15 protein-coding genes are annotated in these 15,184 nt (G+C 62.5%); 13 read left to right on the forward strand and 2 right to left on the reverse strand.

The genetic code is table 11. The features are described 5' to 3' along the window. Nucleotides 1-25 precede the first annotated feature (25 nt). Together flgM and flgA are read right to left on the reverse strand one after the other, a co-directional pair. A complete protein-coding gene (gene flgM / locus FH041_RS01825; protein WP_023533930.1) occupies nucleotides 26-340 on the reverse strand; it encodes a flagellar biosynthesis anti-sigma factor FlgM in 315 nt (104 codons plus the stop codon). Nucleotides 341-505: 165 nt separating this feature from the next. Further along, nucleotides 506-1,255, reverse strand: a complete 750-nt coding sequence (gene flgA / locus FH041_RS01830; RefSeq protein WP_110607044.1) for a flagellar basal body P-ring formation chaperone FlgA — start codon at nucleotides 1,253-1,255, stop codon at nucleotides 506-508. A gap of 76 nt (nucleotides 1,256-1,331) precedes the next feature. Between flgA and FH041_RS01835 the strand changes: the two genes are divergently transcribed. From FH041_RS01835 to FH041_RS01900, 13 genes are all read left to right on the forward strand, one after another. Next, nucleotides 1,332-2,261, forward strand: coding sequence for a chemotaxis protein CheV (locus tag FH041_RS01835; protein ID WP_023533940.1), 930 nt, complete (start codon nucleotides 1,332-1,334; stop codon nucleotides 2,259-2,261). A 50-nt stretch (nucleotides 2,262-2,311) separates the two neighbouring features. Beyond that, entirely contained in the window at nucleotides 2,312-3,139 is an 828-nt protein-coding gene (cheR, locus tag FH041_RS01840; protein ID WP_023533991.1) for a protein-glutamate O-methyltransferase CheR, read from the forward strand. Nucleotides 3,140-3,413: 274 nt separating this feature from the next. Then, nucleotides 3,414-3,824, forward strand: coding sequence for a flagellar basal body rod protein FlgB (gene flgB / locus FH041_RS01845; protein WP_023533958.1), 411 nt, complete (start codon nucleotides 3,414-3,416; stop codon nucleotides 3,822-3,824). A gap of 2 nt (nucleotides 3,825-3,826) precedes the next feature. Further along, nucleotides 3,827-4,270 (forward strand): flagellar basal body rod protein FlgC, encoded by a 444-nt coding sequence (gene flgC, locus FH041_RS01850; protein ID WP_023533977.1) that lies wholly within the window; start codon nucleotides 3,827-3,829, stop codon nucleotides 4,268-4,270. A 12-nt stretch (nucleotides 4,271-4,282) separates the two neighbouring features. Next, nucleotides 4,283-4,984 (forward strand): flagellar hook assembly protein FlgD, encoded by a 702-nt coding sequence (gene flgD, locus FH041_RS01855; protein ID WP_027915934.1) that lies wholly within the window; start codon nucleotides 4,283-4,285, stop codon nucleotides 4,982-4,984. 30 nt (nucleotides 4,985-5,014) lie between these two features. Continuing rightward, the gene (gene flgE / locus FH041_RS01860) at nucleotides 5,015-6,337 is read left to right on the forward strand and encodes a flagellar hook protein FlgE (protein WP_049695617.1); all 1,323 of its coding nucleotides are present in this window, start codon (nucleotides 5,015-5,017) and stop codon (nucleotides 6,335-6,337) included. 390 nt (nucleotides 6,338-6,727) lie between these two features. Beyond that, on the forward strand, nucleotides 6,728-7,468 hold the full coding sequence (locus FH041_RS01870; RefSeq protein ID WP_023533964.1) for a flagellar basal body rod protein FlgF: 741 nt from the start codon (nucleotides 6,728-6,730) through the stop codon (nucleotides 7,466-7,468). Between the two features lie 47 nt (nucleotides 7,469-7,515). Beyond that, the gene (gene flgG, locus FH041_RS01875; RefSeq protein WP_023533986.1) at nucleotides 7,516-8,301 is read left to right on the forward strand and encodes a flagellar basal-body rod protein FlgG; all 786 of its coding nucleotides are present in this window, start codon (nucleotides 7,516-7,518) and stop codon (nucleotides 8,299-8,301) included. A 37-nt stretch (nucleotides 8,302-8,338) separates the two neighbouring features. Further along, entirely contained in the window at nucleotides 8,339-9,034 is a 696-nt protein-coding gene (gene flgH / locus FH041_RS01880) for a flagellar basal body L-ring protein FlgH (protein WP_023533931.1), read from the forward strand. An 11-nt stretch (nucleotides 9,035-9,045) separates the two neighbouring features. Then, on the forward strand, nucleotides 9,046-10,155 hold the full coding sequence (locus FH041_RS01885; protein ID WP_023533921.1) for a flagellar basal body P-ring protein FlgI: 1,110 nt from the start codon (nucleotides 9,046-9,048) through the stop codon (nucleotides 10,153-10,155). Between the two features lie 11 nt (nucleotides 10,156-10,166). Then, the gene (gene flgJ / locus FH041_RS01890; protein WP_027915937.1) at nucleotides 10,167-11,327 is read left to right on the forward strand and encodes a flagellar assembly peptidoglycan hydrolase FlgJ; all 1,161 of its coding nucleotides are present in this window, start codon (nucleotides 10,167-10,169) and stop codon (nucleotides 11,325-11,327) included. A gap of 12 nt (nucleotides 11,328-11,339) precedes the next feature. Further along, on the forward strand, nucleotides 11,340-13,382 hold the full coding sequence (gene flgK, locus FH041_RS01895) for a flagellar hook-associated protein FlgK (RefSeq protein ID WP_140174128.1): 2,043 nt from the start codon (nucleotides 11,340-11,342) through the stop codon (nucleotides 13,380-13,382). A gap of 12 nt (nucleotides 13,383-13,394) precedes the next feature. Further along, nucleotides 13,395-14,957 carry a flagellar hook-associated protein 3 gene (locus FH041_RS01900; RefSeq protein WP_140174129.1) on the forward strand — a complete coding sequence of 521 codons (1,563 nt, stop codon included), beginning with the start codon at nucleotides 13,395-13,397 and terminating at the stop codon, nucleotides 14,955-14,957. Nucleotides 14,958-15,184 lie beyond the last annotated feature (227 nt).

Raw genomic sequence — 15,184 nt, forward strand, 5'->3', positions numbered from 1 at the left:
CCATTGAAGTCAGCGCACCCGACGGTCAACGCTGTGCTTCGAAATCAAGCAGCTTGCTGGCGACCCGGCCGGCATCAACCTGGTAGCTGCCGTCGGCAATGGCCTGTTTGAGCTGGGCTACCTTGGCGCTGTTGACGACGGGTTCATCGCGCAGCTTGTCGCTGATCTTTTGCAACTGCTGGGCCTCTGGGCTCAGGTGTACGGCTTCTCCGCTTGCACCCGCGCCCTTTACTGTTTCCTGGCTGGCGGCCGGCTTTTCAGTGCTGCCAGGGGCATTGCTGCCGCGTACGCCGCCGGTGACGGCCGGGGAATTATTCAAACGACTGAAGTCGATGACCATGATCAGAAAACCTCTGGGTTTATGGACGCTTGCCTTGTTTTCGGCCAACTCACGATAAACTTTAGGCACAAATGCGTGGCTGTCTTGAGCGACAGCCTGTTACCCGTTTTCTGACACAGTCTAAAAAAAGCGGTTCCCGTGCGCCAGCGGCTTTCGCCCACTGGCTTACATGCTCACCTCGACCTGGCCCGGGCCTGTCACCATGGCCTTGACCACGCGTTTGGAATTGAGGTTGCGCACCCGAATCTGCTCGCTGATGCCGCCTTTGCTCAGCGCCTCGCCAGGCATGCGTACGCTCAACGTGCCGCTGCGGGCAACGATCACCACATGATCGCCTTTGCGCACCACCTCCGCCTGCTCCAGGTGCTGAGGCGTCAGCACCTGATCCATCACCGTCGGGCGCAGCATCTTCATGCCGACCGCCTGGCCCATATCGGTCAGAAACCCTTGGCCCAGCGTGCCGACGTCCCGTTCGCGCAGGGCCACATCACCTTCGCTCACCACGTTGTCCCGTCGCAGCGGGCGGGTGACCACGACCACCTCGCGGAACAAGCGAACAGTGGCGGGCACGAACACGGTCCAAGGCGCCGCGCCGTCGCAGCGCACACGCACCGTCACCCGCCCCAGCGGCACGCTCGGGCTTTCCAACGAGGCGTCGAGCGCCTGGCTGCACAGGGGCATGCGCAACCGTGGGTCCAACGGGTTGACCTGGATCTCGTAGCGGCCGGCCGTTTGGGTCGTGGCGAGATAATCTTCGACGGTGAACTCAAGAAACCCCTGGGTGACACCGATAAGCTGTTCAGGCATGGTGAACGCGTCCGCCCAGGTGCGAACCGGTACCAGCAGGCACAGTGCGGCCAGCAAGCCAGCCAGCAGGCGCGTCAATCGTCGGGAAACTGTCGTTTTCATGTACATGGCGCTCAAAAAAGCAAAGCCCGTGCCGACTTCTTGAGTGAGTGGCAACGAATGGCTGACAGGTAAGGAGTTCGGCATGGCGGGGGTTATGGATTCGGTCAACCAGCGCACACAGCTGGTAGGGCAGAATCGCCTGGAACTGCTGCTGTTCCGCCTCAACGGCGAACAGCTTTATGGCATCAACGTTTTCAAGGTCAGGGAAGTGCTGCAATGCCCTGCGCTGACCATTCTGCCCAAGGCGCACCCGGTAGTGCGCGGCGTCGCCAACATTCGCGGCGCGACGATCCCGATCCTTGACCTGTCGATGGCCACCGGCCTGCGCCCGTTGCAGGAGGACACGCGCAGCAGTTTCGTGATCATTACCGAGTACAACACCAAGACCCAGGGCTTCCTGGTGCACTCGGTCGAGCGCATCGTCAACATGAACTGGGAAGAAATCCATCCGCCACCCAAGGGGACCGGCCGCGATCACTACCTGACGGCAGTCACTCGGGTGGACAACCGCATGGTCGAGATCATCGACGTGGAGAAGGTGCTGGCCGAGGTCGCGCCGTCTTCGGAGTCGGTGTCGGCGGGTGTGGTGGACGCCGAGGTGCAGGACAAGGCCGTGATGCTGCGGGTGTTGACCGTCGACGATTCGTCGGTGGCACGCAAGCAGGTCAGCCGCTGCCTGCAGACCGTCGGCGTCGAGGTGGTGGCGCTCAATGACGGTCGCCAGGCCTTGAACTACCTGCGCCAGTTGGTGGACGAAGGCAAGAAGCCCGAAGAAGAGTTTCTGATGATGATTTCCGACATTGAGATGCCGGAAATGGACGGCTATACCCTGACAGCGGAAATTCGCAGCGACCCGCGCATGCAAAAGCTGCACATCTGCCTGCATACTTCCCTGTCCGGGGTGTTCAACCAGGCGATGGTCAAGAAAGTGGGCGCCGATGACTTCCTGGCCAAGTTCCGGCCGGATGATCTGGCCCAGCGCGTGGTTGACCGGATCAAGGCAGCGCATTGAAAGGCGCCGGGGTTCGCCCCGGCCACAGTGATTGAAAAGAGGCGGCAGCAGTGTCTACGGGTAATTTGGATTTCGAACAGTTCCGGGTATTTCTGGAAAAAGCCTGTGGCATCTTGCTGGGCGAGAATAAGCAGTACCTGGTGTCCAGCCGCCTCAACAAGTTGATGGAGCAGCAGGGCATCAAGAGCCTGGGCGAGCTGGTGCAGCGCATTCAGGCGCAGCCGCGTGGCGGCCTGCGCGAGCAGGTGGTCGACGCCATGACCACCAACGAAACCCTGTGGTTTCGCGATACCTACCCGTTCGAGGTGCTCAAGAACAAGGTCATCCCCGAGTTCATCCGCAACAACCCCGGCCAGCGCCTGCGCATGTGGTCGGCGGCGTGCTCGTCGGGCCAGGAGCCGTACTCCATCTCCATGGCCATCGACGAGTTCGAACGCAGCAACCTGGGCCAGCTGAAAATGGGCGCGCAGATCGTTGCGACCGACCTGTCGGGCACCATGCTCAACAACTGCAAGACTGGCGAATACGACAGCCTGGCGATAGCCCGCGGCTTGTCGGCCGAGCGCCTGCAGCGCTACTTCGACCCCAAGGGGCCGGGGCGCTGGGCCATCAAGCCGGCGATTCGCAACCGGGTGGAGTTCCGCTCGTTCAACCTGCTCGACAGCTATGCAAGCCTGGGCAAATTCGACATCGTGTTCTGCCGCAACGTGTTGATCTACTTCTCGGCCCAGGTCAAGAAAGACATCCTGCTGCGCATCCACAGCACGCTCAAGCCGGGCGGGTACCTGTTCCTGGGCGCATCCGAAGCCCTCAACGGCCTGCCGGATCATTACCAGATGGTGCAATGCAGCCCGGGGATCATCTACCAGGCCAAGTAGGCCTGAGTCGTATATGGCGCTGACAAGACGTCTTGTCAGCGGCCTTCACTGAGTCGGCCCTGCCGCTGACGTCAAATTTTTGTTTTGCCGCTCAAGTGCGCTTCTTTTTGCCGCTTGTGGCCATTCGGCCACGTGTGGTTTGCCGCTTTTCTGGCATCGCATCCTCGCGAGCAGGCCTGCAAGGCCTTGAATCCGGGCTTTGCAGATGTTGGCACAAGCTTTGCTAAAACCTTCGGCAACGACACTCTGGTCAACCGCTGAAGGTTTCCCCGACATGAGCATCAGCTTCGACAAGGCGCTTGGTATCCATGAAAAGGCCCTGGGCTTTCGTGCGCAACGCGCCGAAGTGCTGGCCAACAACATCGCCAACGCCGACACCCCCAACTACAAGGCCCGTGACCTGGACTTCGCCTCTGTGCTGGCCGCCGAAAGCGACAAGCAGCAGAACGGCGGCCGCTTCGGTCTGGAGCGCACCAACAGCCGGCACATCGAGGCCGACGGCGTGGCGCTTAGCGACGAAGCCCTCAAGTACCGCACGCCGATGCAGCCCTCGATCGACCAGAACACCGTGGACGCGCAGATCGAGCAGTCGAACTACACCGAAAACGCCATCGGCTTCCAGGCCAGCTTCACGTTGCTCAACAGTAAATTCAAAGGGCTGGTGTCAGCCCTGCGGGGAGAATGACCATGTCCCTTTCCAGTGTCTTCAACATTGCCGGTTCCGGCATGAGCGCGCAGAACACGCGCCTGAACACCGTCGCCTCCAACATCGCCAACGCCGAGACGGTCTCGTCGAGCATCGACCAGACCTACCGCGCTCGTCACCCCGTGTTCGCCACCACGTTCCAGAACACCCAGGCCGGCACCAGCCAGTCGCTGTTCGAGGACCAGGGCGAGGCAGGGCAGGGCGTGCAGGTAACCGGCATCGTCGAGGACCAGAGCAACCTGGAGGCCCGCTACGAGCCCAGCCACCCGGCGGCGAACAAGGACGGCTACGTGTATTACCCCAACGTCAACGTGGTCGAGGAAATGGCTGACATGATCTCGGCCAGCCGCGCGTTCCAGACCAATGCCGAGTTGATGAACACGGCCAAGAGCATGATGCAGAAGGTACTGACCCTGGGTCAGTGATAGGACGCCGACATGACCACCACCAATGCGACAGGCGACGTCGGTAGTAGCTACCTGAACTCGCTGCAACGCAAAGAAAGCAAGAACGACGATAAGACCGGCGCCGCCGGCAGTGCGCTGGGCAAAGATGCCTTCCTGCAGCTGCTGGTCACCCAGATGAAGAACCAGAACCCCCTCGACCCGCAGCAGAACGGCGAGTTCGTGGCGCAGTTGGCGCAGTTCAGCAGCCTGGAAGGTATCCAGACCCTGAACAGCTCGGTCAATTACATCGCCGGTGCGTTTCAGTCTTCCCAGGCCTTGCAGGCATCGTCGCTGGTCGGGCGCAACGTGATCGTGCAGACCGACAAGGCCATGGTCGACACCAGCAAGGACATGAAGGGCTCGGTGAACCTGACCGGCTCGAGTACCGCCACCTCGGTGGGGGTGTACGACAAGGACGGCAAGCTGGTGCGCACCCTCGATCTGGGTTCCCAGGCTGGCGGCAAGGTGGACTTCACCTGGGATGGCAAGGATGACGCCGGTGAGGCCCTGCCGGCCGGCACCTACAGCTTCAAGGCCACCGCCTCGATCAACGGCACGGCCACGGCCATGACCACCAACCTGCCGGCCACCGTCACCAGCGTGACCATGGGCACCAACGGCGGCGAAATGTCGCTGAACCTGGCAGGGCTGGGCAGCGTTCCACTTTCCACCATTCAAAGCATCGGCATCTAGGGCCTAGGGCACATCTTCAGGAGTTAGCGTATGTCTTACAACATTGGCTTAAGTGGCCTCAATGCAGCCAACAAGGCCCTGAACGTAACCGGCAACAACATTGCCAACGTCGCCACCACCGGCTTCAAGGCCTCGCGCGCCGAATTCGCCGACCAGTACTCAAGCTCCATTCGCGGCACCAGCGCCGGCCGCACCACCATTGGTACCGGTGTAAGAACCGCCGCCATTTCCCAGCAGTTCAGCTCCGGTAACATCAACGGCACCGGCCAGGCACTGGACATGGCCATCGACGGCAACGGCTTCTTCGCGCTCAACGACAACGGCTCGAAGATCTATACTCGGGCCGGGGCCTTCTACAGTGACAAGCAGGGCTTCGTCGTCAATGCCGGCGGCGCCAACCTGCAAGGTTATGGCGTCGATGAGAATGGCCAGGTGGTCCAGGGGGTATTGACCAACCTTCAGATCGACACGGCCAATCTCACCCCCAAGGCCACGTCCAAGATCGACCAGACGGTCAACCTCAAGTCCAGCGATGGCGCGCCTACGGTCACCCCGTTCGACCCAGCCGACGTCAAGAGCTACAACTTCACGTTCTCAAGCGACGTGTACGACAGCCAGGGCAATGCGCACCAGTTGAACCAGTACTTCATCAAGGATGACACGTCCAATTCCTGGAAGATGTACAGCACCATCGACGGTCGCAACCCACAGGACCCGACCTCCACGCAGCCGCTGATCAATGATCTGCCGTTCAAGTCCGACGGCACGCTCAACGCCGATGCCCTCACGGCCGGGCCGGTAGCCGGTGGCCTGTCGATCAATGCCAACAAGACCTTCAACCTGGACAACTGGATCCCCGCGCAGAAGAACGCTGCCGGCCAGTGGTCGGCCAACGGCGCCAACGCCAACCCCGGCGGCGTCAGCCTCGACATGCTGGGCATGACCCAGTACAACGCGGCCTCGGCCGTGACCGCCAAGGATCAGGACGGGTTCGCTACCGGTGAACTGTCCAGCCTGTCGGTAGACAAGGGCGGTTTCCTGTTCGCCAACTTCACCAATGGCAAGAACAAGGTCATCGGCCAGGTCGCCATTGCCAGCTTCGCCAACATGCAGGGCCTGACGCCGATTGGCGGCACCAACTGGCAAGAGTCGTTTTCGTCGGGTGTCCCGGTGATCGGCGCGCCGGACACCGGCACCCTGGGCCAGATTGCAGGTTCCTCGCTGGAAGATTCCAACGTCGACCTGACCGGCGAGCTGGTGAATCTGATCAAGGCGCAGAGTAACTACCAGGCCAACGCCAAGACCATTTCCACCGAAAGCACCATCATGCAGACCATCATTCAGATGAGCTGATGACGTGCTCAGGCGTGATACGTGGGGTTCAAGGGCAAGGTCGGTGAAGCATGCCGGTTTGTTGTCCTTGCTCCTGGTGATAGGGGGCGGCAGTGCCCAATGGGCAGAGGCCGCCCCGAGGCCTTTCTTCCTGTGGCAAAGCCTGGTCACCGGGCGATACATCTGCGTCCAAGGCAACCCGGGTTCAGGCTGGACCCGGTTTGCCGGCCCCTATAAAAACGGCGCCTGCCGCGATCACTGATCCAGGCGTGCTGATCCGATGCCAACAAACTGACACCGACGCTAAAGCCGTCGCGCTGAAGTGCCCGATTCGCCGGGGTGCAAAGCTGGTTCGATTATTGCTTGACCCTGCCTGATGACAGCGCGGTACTGGCGCGCGGAGGAGATGCTGTGGACAAATTGCTTTACGTGGCCATGACCGGCGCCAGCCAGAACGCGCTGGCCCAGAAGGCCCACGCCAACAATCTGGCGAACGTTTCCACCAACGGCTTCCAGCGTGACCTGGAGCAGGCCCGCTCGATGCCGGTCTTTGGCGACAGCTTCCCGGCGCGGGCCTTTGCCCTGACCGAGCGCCCGGCCACCGACTTCAGCGAAGGGCCGATGATCGAAACCGGTCGCGACCTGGACGTGGCGGTGAGCGGGCATGGCTTTATCGCCGTGCAGGCGCCTGACGGCAGCGAAGCCTACGTGCGCACCGGCAGCCTGAACATCGACGCCCTGGGCGTGTTGCGTGCCGGTAACGGCATGCCGGTGATCGGCAACGGCGGCCCGATTGCCATTCCACCTGAACAGAAGGTGGAAGTGGGTGCCGACGGCACCATCAGCATTCGTTCCATGGGCGAAGACCCACGGGTGATGGCCGAGGTCGACCGCATCAAGCTGGTCAACCCGGACACCAAGGGCCTGAACAAGGGCGCAGACGGCCTGATCCACACGGCCAGCGGCCAGCCGGCCGATGCCGACGTCAATGTTCGCGTGGTATCGGGCTTTCTTGAAGGCAGCAACGTCAACGCAGTCGAGGAGATGACTTCGGTGCTGGCGTTGTCCCGCCAGTTCGAGCTGCACGTGAAGATGATGAGCGCGGCCAAGGAAGGCGATGAAGCCATGGCGCGGGTTTTGCAAATCGGCTAATGACATTTGAACGGGTGCCGTAAAACAGGCGCGCGAGGAGAACTTACATGCTTCCAGCTCTATGGGTCGCCAAAACCGGCCTGTCCGCCCAGGACACCAACCTGACGGTGATTTCCAACAACCTGGCCAACGTGTCGACCACCGGCTTCAAACGTGATCGCGCCGAGTTCCAGGACTTGCTGTACCAGATCCGTCGCCAGCCAGGCGCCCAGTCCACCCAGGACAGCCAGCTGCCCTCTGGCTTGCAGGTGGGTACTGGCGTGCGCATCGTCGGCACCCAGAAAAGCTTCGTGGCTGGCAGCCTGCAGACCACCGAGAACCCGCTGGACATGGCGGTCAATGGTCGCGGTTTCTTCCAGATCCTGCAGCCAGATGGCACGGTTTCGTACACCCGTGACGGCACCTTCCACCTCAACTCCGATGGCCAGATCGTCACCGCCAACGGCTACGCCCTGGAGCCTGCCATCGTCGTGCCCAACGACGCGCAGACCTTCACCGTTGGCCAGGACGGTACCGTGTCCATCACCACCGCCGGTAACCCGGCCGCCCAGGTGATCGGCAACATCCAGACCGCCGATTTCATCAACCCGGCGGGCTTGCAGGCCATTGGTGGCAACCTGTTCCTGGAAACGGCCGCCAGCGGCGCCCCCCAGGTCGGCACCCCAGGCCTGAACGGCTTCGGTACCACCTTGCAGCAAACCTTGGAGAACTCCAACGTCAGCACCGTGGAAGAGCTGGTGAACATGATCACCACCCAGCGCGCCTACGAGATGAACTCCAAGGTCATTTCTGCCGCCAACTCGATGCTGCAGACCGTTACCCAGCAGCTGTGATCCCAGCAACTTCCGTAGCACCCGCGAGGTATGCATCATGAATCGTCTGTTGTCCGTTTTCGCCCTGGGCGGTGCGGTGTTGCTTGCAGGCTGCGTCGCCCCGGCGGCCAAGCCCAACGACCCGTACTATGCGCCGGTGCTCCCGCGCACCCCTTTGCCGGCAGCGGCCAACAACGGTTCGATCTACCAGGCCGGGTTCGAGCAGAACCTGTACGGCGACCGCAAGGCGTTCCGTGTGGGTGACATCATCACCATCACGTTGAACGAGCGCACGTCGGCCAGCAAGAACGCAGGCTCCCAGATTCAGAAGAACAGCAAGGCCAGCCTTGGCCTGTCGTCGCTGTTCGGGGCCAAGCCGAACACCAACAACCCGTTCGGCGGCGGCGACCTGTCGCTCGATGCCGGCTACAGCGGGGATCGCACCACCAAGGGCGACAGCAAGGCTACCCAGGGCAACACCCTGACCGGCTCGGTGACCGTCACCGTGGCCGAAGTGCTGCCCAATGGCATCATCGCCGTGCGCGGCGAGAAGTGGCTGACCCTGAATACCGGTGAAGAACTGGTGCGCATCGCCGGGCTCATTCGCGCCGACGACATCGCCACCGACAACACCGTGCCGTCCACGCGGGTGGCCGATGCGCGCATTACCTATTCCGGTACCGGCTCGTTTGCCGATGCCAGCCAGCCCGGGTGGCTGGACCGCTTCTTCATGAGCCCGCTTTGGCCCTTCTGAGTACCCTGACCATGCTCAACCTGAGGCAACTGCTCACCGCCACCTTGCTGCTGACCTGTGCCTGCGCGGCGCAAGCCGAGCGCCTGAAGGACATCGCCAGCATCTCGGGCGTACGCTCCAACCAGTTGATCGGCTACGGCCTGGTCGTCGGCCTCAACGGTACCGGCGACCAGACCACGCAAACGCCTTTCACCCTGCAGACGTTCAACAACATGCTCTCGCAGTTCGGCATCAAGGTGCCGCCTGGGTCGGGCAACGTGCAGTTGAAGAACGTCGCCGCAGTGTCGGTGCATGCCGACTTGCCGGCTTTCGCCAAGCCAGGGCAGGTGGTGGACATCACCGTATCGTCGATCGGTAACTCCAAGAGCCTGCGCGGGGGCAGCCTGTTGATGACCCCGCTCAAGGGCATCGACGGCAACGTCTACGCCATCGCCCAAGGCAACCTGGTGGTAGGCGGCTTCGATGCCGAAGGCCGCGACGGCTCGCGGATCACCGTCAACGTACCGTCTGCCGGCCGTATCCCGGGCGGCGCCAGCGTTGAGCGGGCAGTGCCAAGCGGTTTCAACCAGGGCAACACCCTGACCCTGAACCTCAACCGCCCCGACTTCACCACCGCCAAGCACATCGTCGACAAGGTCAATGACCTGCTCGGTCCTGGCGTGGCCCAGGCCGTGGACGGTGGTTCGGTGCGCGTGAGCGCGCCGATGGACCCCAGCCAGCGGGTGGACTACCTGTCGATCCTGGAAAACCTGGAAATCGACCCAGGCCAGGCAGTGGCCAAGGTGATCATCAACTCGCGTACCGGCACCATCGTCATCGGCCAGAACGTCAAGGTGTCGCCAGCGGCGGTGACCCACGGCAGCTTGACCGTGACCATCACCGAAGACCCCATCGTCAGCCAGCCGGGCCCGCTTTCCAACGGCCAGACCGCCGTGGTCCCGCGCTCGCGGGTCAATGCCGAGCAGGAAGCCAAGCCGATGTTCAAGTTCGGCCCGGGTACCACGCTGGATGAAATCGTCCGGGCGGTGAACCAGGTGGGCGCCGCGCCCGGTGACCTGATGGCCATTCTCGAAGCCCTGAAACAGGCCGGCGCCTTGCAGGCCGACCTGATCGTGATCTGAGGACGGCGTCGATGAACAGCAAGAGCCTGGTTTCCGGCAGTGTCGACAGCGGTGCCTTCACCGACCTCAACCGCCTAAATGCCCTCAAGCACGGTGACCGCGACAGCGAAGCCAACGTGCGCAAGGTGGCCCAGGAGTTCGAGTCGATGTTCATCAGCGAGATGCTCAAGGCCTCGCGCAAGGCCAGCGATGTCCTGGCCGACGACAACCCGATGAACACCGAGACGGTCAAGCAGTACCGGGACATGTACGACCAACAGTTGTCGGTGAGCATGTCCCGCGAGGGTGGCGGTATCGGCCTGCAGGATGTGCTGGTACGTCAGCTGACCAAAAGCCGCAGTGCCGCCGCCAATACCAGCCCGTTCCCGCGAGGGCAGGCCGGCCCGGTGCTGTGGGGCAGCAAGGTCGCAGACCCGGTTCACGCCACGCAAGCGGCCAGCACCCGCAACGACGTCGCCGCGCTCAATGCGCGGCGCCTGGCGCTGCCCAGCCGTCTTACCGACCGCCTGCTGGCGGGCATCGTGCCTACTGCGGCCACCGCGCCTGTCGGCGCGGCCCCCGCTGCCCCCGTGCGCGACGGCCAGCAACCGGCCAAGGTTTTTGCCGTGCCCGAGAACGGGCTGCGCATCACCGGCCGCGCCATCGCCCAGCCGCCGCTGGCGCCGAAAAAGGCGTTCACCGATAGCGATTCGTTCATTGCCACCATGCTGCCGATGGCCGAACAGGCTGCCAAGCGCATCGGCATCGACCCGCGCTACCTGGTCGCCCAGGCTGCGCTGGAAACCGGTTGGGGCAAGTCGGTCATGCGCAACAGCGACGGCAGCAGCAGCCACAACCTGTTCGGCATCAAGGCCACCGGCAACTGGCAGGGCGAACAGGCCAGGGCCATCACCAGCGAATTCCGCGACGGCCAGTTCGTCAAGGAAACCGCCCAGTTCCGCAGCTACGACTCCTACCAGGACAGCTTCCACGACCTGGTGAGCCTGTTGCAGAACAATTCGCGCTATCAAGAAGCGGTCAAGTCGGCCGATAACCCTGAGCAGTTTGCACGCGAGTTGCAAAAGGCCGGTTACGCGACCGACCCGGGCTATGCGAAGAAAATCATCAGCATCGCCCAGCAAATGCAGAAGACACCGCAATACGCCATGGCTGGCAGCACCACGAACCTTTAAAAGGACTACATCATGTCGAGCCTGATTTCGATCGGCCTGAGTGGCTTGAGTGCCAGCCAGGCGCACCTGTCGGTCACCAGTAACAACATCGCCAATGCGGCCACCAGCGGCTATTCGCGCCAGCAGGCCATGCAAGTGGCCGGCGCTTCGCAGTACATGGGCGCAGGTTTTCTGGGCAGTGGGACCACACTGGCGGACGTGCGCCGTATCTACAGTGCCTACCTCGACAATCAGTTGCAGACGGCGACCTCCCTGCAAGCCGATTCCACGGCATTCCAGGACCAGATCACCGGCATCGACAAATTGCTGGCTGACCGGGACACCGGCATCAGCTCGGTGCTCACGGCCTTCTTCTCGGCCCTGCAGACGGCGGCAGCCAAACCGGGCGATGTGGCTTCGCGGCAATTGCTGTTGACCCAGGCGCAGACCCTGAGCAACCGTTTCAACGCCGTCAGCACCCAACTGACACAGCAGAACGATGTGATCAACTCCCAGCTCGATACATTGGCGGGGCAGGTCAACAAGCTCACCACCAGCATCGCCGAATATAACAAGCAGATCGTGGCCGCCAGCGGCACCGGCAGCACGCCCAACAACCTGCTCGACGCCCGCAGCGAGGCCGTTCGCCAGTTGAACGAACTGGTGGGCGTGACCGTTCAGGAGCGTGAAGGCAACTACGATGTGATCCTGGGCAGCGGCCAGTCGCTGGTGACCGGGAGCAGGGCCAACCCGCTGTCGGTTCAGCCGGGGGTGGCTGACAAGAGCCAGGCGACCTTGCGCATCAACTACGAGTCGTTCAGCTCGGACGTAACCTCGGTGGCCACCGGCGGCACCATCGGTGGCCTGTTGCGCTACCGTCAGGACGTGTTGACGCCGTCGATGAACGAGCTGGGCCGCGTGGCGCTGGTCGTCGCCGACAGCATCAACAGCCAGCTGGGCCAGGGCCTGGACGCCAATGGCCAGTTCGGCAGCTCGCTGTTCTCCAGCATCAACAGCGCCAGTGCCATCGCCCAGCGCAGCCTGGCCTCGTCGAACAACAGCGCAGGTTCGGGCAACCTCGATGTCACCATTGCCAACAGCGGCGCCCTGAGCACCTACGACTACGAAGTGAAGTTCACCAGCGGCAATCAGTACAGCGTGCGCCGTTCCGACGGCACCGACATGGGCTCGTTCGACCTCAATGCCGACCCTGCGCCGGTCATCGATGGCTTCAGCCTGTCCCTCAAGGGCGGTGCGCTGGCCGCCGGCGACAGCTTCAAAGTAATTCCTACCCGTTCAGCCGCCACCGGTATTGCCACGGTGCTCACCGATGCCAACAAGCTGGCGCTCGCCGGCCCTGTTAGCGCTGCTGTTGGCAGCGGCAACAGCGGCACCGGCACCATCACCCAACCCAACCTTGGGCAAGCGCTGGATATCTACGGCGGTGCCGACACAGCCATGACGCAGCAGGCGATCAAGGACGCCATGCCGGTGCGCGTGGTGTTCGACGCAGCCAGCGGTGGGTCCCAGGGCTACAAGCTGTTCGATGCCAAGGGCGCACAGATCGGCACCGGGACCGTGGTGCCAGGCCAGGACAACAAGCTCTCGCTGTCCATACCGATGCGTGATGCATCGGGCAACCCGATTCTCGACCCCAGCGGCAATCCGCGCACCTTTGCGCTGGAGACCACCCTGGGTGGCAGCCCGGCGACCAACGACAGCTTTACCTTGTCGTTCAATGTCGATGGCAAGGCCGATAACCGCAATGCCACCGCGCTGCTGGGCCTGCAGACCAAGTCCACGGTGAACACTGGCTCCGGCGGCGGCACCAGCTTTACCTCCGCCTATGCCTCCCTGGTCGAGCGGGTGGGCGCCAAAGCCAGCCAGGCCAGCATCGATACCACGGCAACCCAGGCCGTGCTCAAGTCGGCCAGTGAAAGCCGCAGCGCCGTGTCCGGTGTCAACCTGGATGACGAGGCGGCCAACCTGGTCAAGTTCCAACACTATTACACGGCGTCGTCGCAGATCATCAAGGCGGCGCAAGAAACCTTCAGCACCTTGATCAACGCCTTGTAAGGAGAAGCGACCGTGCGTATTTCCACTGCCCAGTTCTACGAATCCAGCGCCAACAGCTACTCGAAGAACTTCTCCGCCATGAACAAGACCAACGATCAAGTCACCTCCGGCGTGCGTATCCAGACCGCTGCCGACGACCCTGTCGGCGCGGCGCGCCTGCTGCTGCTGCAACAGCAGCAATCGCTGCTGGACCAGTACAGCGGCAACATCAACACCGTCAGCAACGCCTTGCTGCAGGAGGAGAGCGTGCTCTCCACCATCAACGATGCGATGCAGCGCGCCAGCGAACTGGCGATCCGCGCCGGTGGTGCGGGCGTGACCGATGCTGACCGGGTATCGATCAGCACCGAGCTCAAGGAGATCGAGGCCAATATCTTCGGTTTGCTCAATTCCCGCGATGCCAATGGCGACTACATGTTCGGCGGCTCCAAGAGCACCACGCCGCCTTACGTGCGTAATTCCGACGGGACCTACAGCTACCATGGCGACCAGACCCAGTTGAGCCTGCAGGTGTCGGACACGTTGAACCTGGCGACCAACGACACCGGTTTCAGTATTTTCGATTCGGCCAAGAACAAGAGCCGCACCGAGTCGAACCTGCTGGTGCCTGCCGTCGATGATGGCGTGGTCGGTGTATCGCCTGGGTTGCTGAAATCCAGCAATACCTACAACGAAAGCTTCGCGGCGGGCCAGCCCTACAAGCTCACGTTCACCAGCGCCAATCAATACATGATCACCGATGTCAACGGTAACGACATCACGTCTGAAACCCCGACCAATGGCCACTTCGACAGCAAGACCGAAGGGGCCAACCGCATTGCCCTGCGCGGGGTGGAGTTCGAGGTCACCGTGACCTTGGAGGAGGGCGCCGATGCCGATGCGGCGGTGAGTGGTCGCGAGTTTTCCCTGACCACCCGTGCCGATTCGTTCACGACCACCCGCGGCGCCGGCAACCCCTCGACCGCCCAGATGACGGGCAGCACCGTGACCGATCCGGCTGCGTACCGCAGCACGTTCCCCAATGGCGGAGCGGTGATCAAATTCACCGGCCCCGGCAGTTACGAGTTCTACGCCCAGCCGTTGACCGCGGACAGCAAGCCGGTTGGCACGGGGACGTTCACTGCGCCTGACCTGACGGTGGCAGGGGTCACCTATCAGGTCAGTGGTTCGCCCGAAGCCGGTGATCAGTTCGCGGTGACTGCCAATACCCATCAGAACCAGAACGTGCTGGAGACCATCAGCCAGCTACGTGCGGCGCTGGACACGCCGGTTACCGGCGCCAATGTTGCCAATGGTCTCAAGGATGCGGTGGCCTCGGCTATCGCCAACCTGGCCAGTGCGCGCGAGCAGGTCGACATCACCCGCGGCTCGATTGGCGCTCGTGGCAGCTCGCTGGAAATCCAGCGGCAGGAAAACACCAGCCTGGGGGTTGCCAACAAGACCACGCAGAACGCGATCGGCAACACCGACATGTCGCAGGCGGCCATTACCCTGACCCTGCAACAGGCCATGCTGGAGGCTTCTCAGCTGGCGTTCTCGCGCATCTCGCAGTTGAGCCTGTTCAACAAGCTTTGATCTGAGCGCGCGTACCCAGGAGGACCTGAGGGTCCTGCTGGGCGCTTTCGATCGCGTCCTAGCGCCTATGGCTGGGCGCTCCCAGCGTTGTCGGCAAGAGCGACTTACCCGCCCAGATGACCCGTCGGCCACGTCCTGATCTGGCGCGTTCTGGCCGTCTGTCCCTGACTTTCGTTGCATTTCAATGTGACCAATGAGTCAAAACGATCATCTTCCCTGTATTCTAT

Source organism: Pseudomonas sp. SWI7 (assembly GCF_006351945.1).
Taxonomy (GTDB): domain Bacteria; phylum Pseudomonadota; class Gammaproteobacteria; order Pseudomonadales; family Pseudomonadaceae; genus Aquipseudomonas; species Aquipseudomonas fulva.

Excerpts from the sequence above, each read along its gene's own strand:
- flgA (WP_110607044.1), bottom strand. The coding sequence starts at position 1,255 with ATGTACATGAAAACGACAGTTTCCCGACGATTGACGCGCCTGCTGGCT.
- flgG (WP_023533986.1), top strand. The coding sequence starts at position 7,516 with ATGCTTCCAGCTCTATGGGTCGCCAAAACCGGCCTGTCCGCCCAGGAC.
- flgK (WP_140174128.1), top strand. The coding sequence starts at position 11,340 with ATGTCGAGCCTGATTTCGATCGGCCTGAGTGGCTTGAGTGCCAGCCAG.
- flgJ (WP_027915937.1), top strand. The coding sequence starts at position 10,167 with ATGAACAGCAAGAGCCTGGTTTCCGGCAGTGTCGACAGCGGTGCCTTC.
- flgD (WP_027915934.1), top strand. The coding sequence starts at position 4,283 with ATGACCACCACCAATGCGACAGGCGACGTCGGTAGTAGCTACCTGAAC.
- FH041_RS01885 (WP_023533921.1), top strand. The coding sequence starts at position 9,046 with ATGCTCAACCTGAGGCAACTGCTCACCGCCACCTTGCTGCTGACCTGT.
- flgC (WP_023533977.1), top strand. The coding sequence starts at position 3,827 with ATGTCCCTTTCCAGTGTCTTCAACATTGCCGGTTCCGGCATGAGCGCG.
- flgE (WP_049695617.1), top strand. The coding sequence starts at position 5,015 with ATGTCTTACAACATTGGCTTAAGTGGCCTCAATGCAGCCAACAAGGCC.
- flgM (WP_023533930.1), bottom strand. The coding sequence starts at position 340 with ATGGTCATCGACTTCAGTCGTTTGAATAATTCCCCGGCCGTCACCGGC.
- flgB (WP_023533958.1), top strand. The coding sequence starts at position 3,414 with ATGAGCATCAGCTTCGACAAGGCGCTTGGTATCCATGAAAAGGCCCTG.
- FH041_RS01835 (WP_023533940.1), top strand. The coding sequence starts at position 1,332 with ATGGCGGGGGTTATGGATTCGGTCAACCAGCGCACACAGCTGGTAGGG.
- flgH (WP_023533931.1), top strand. The coding sequence starts at position 8,339 with ATGAATCGTCTGTTGTCCGTTTTCGCCCTGGGCGGTGCGGTGTTGCTT.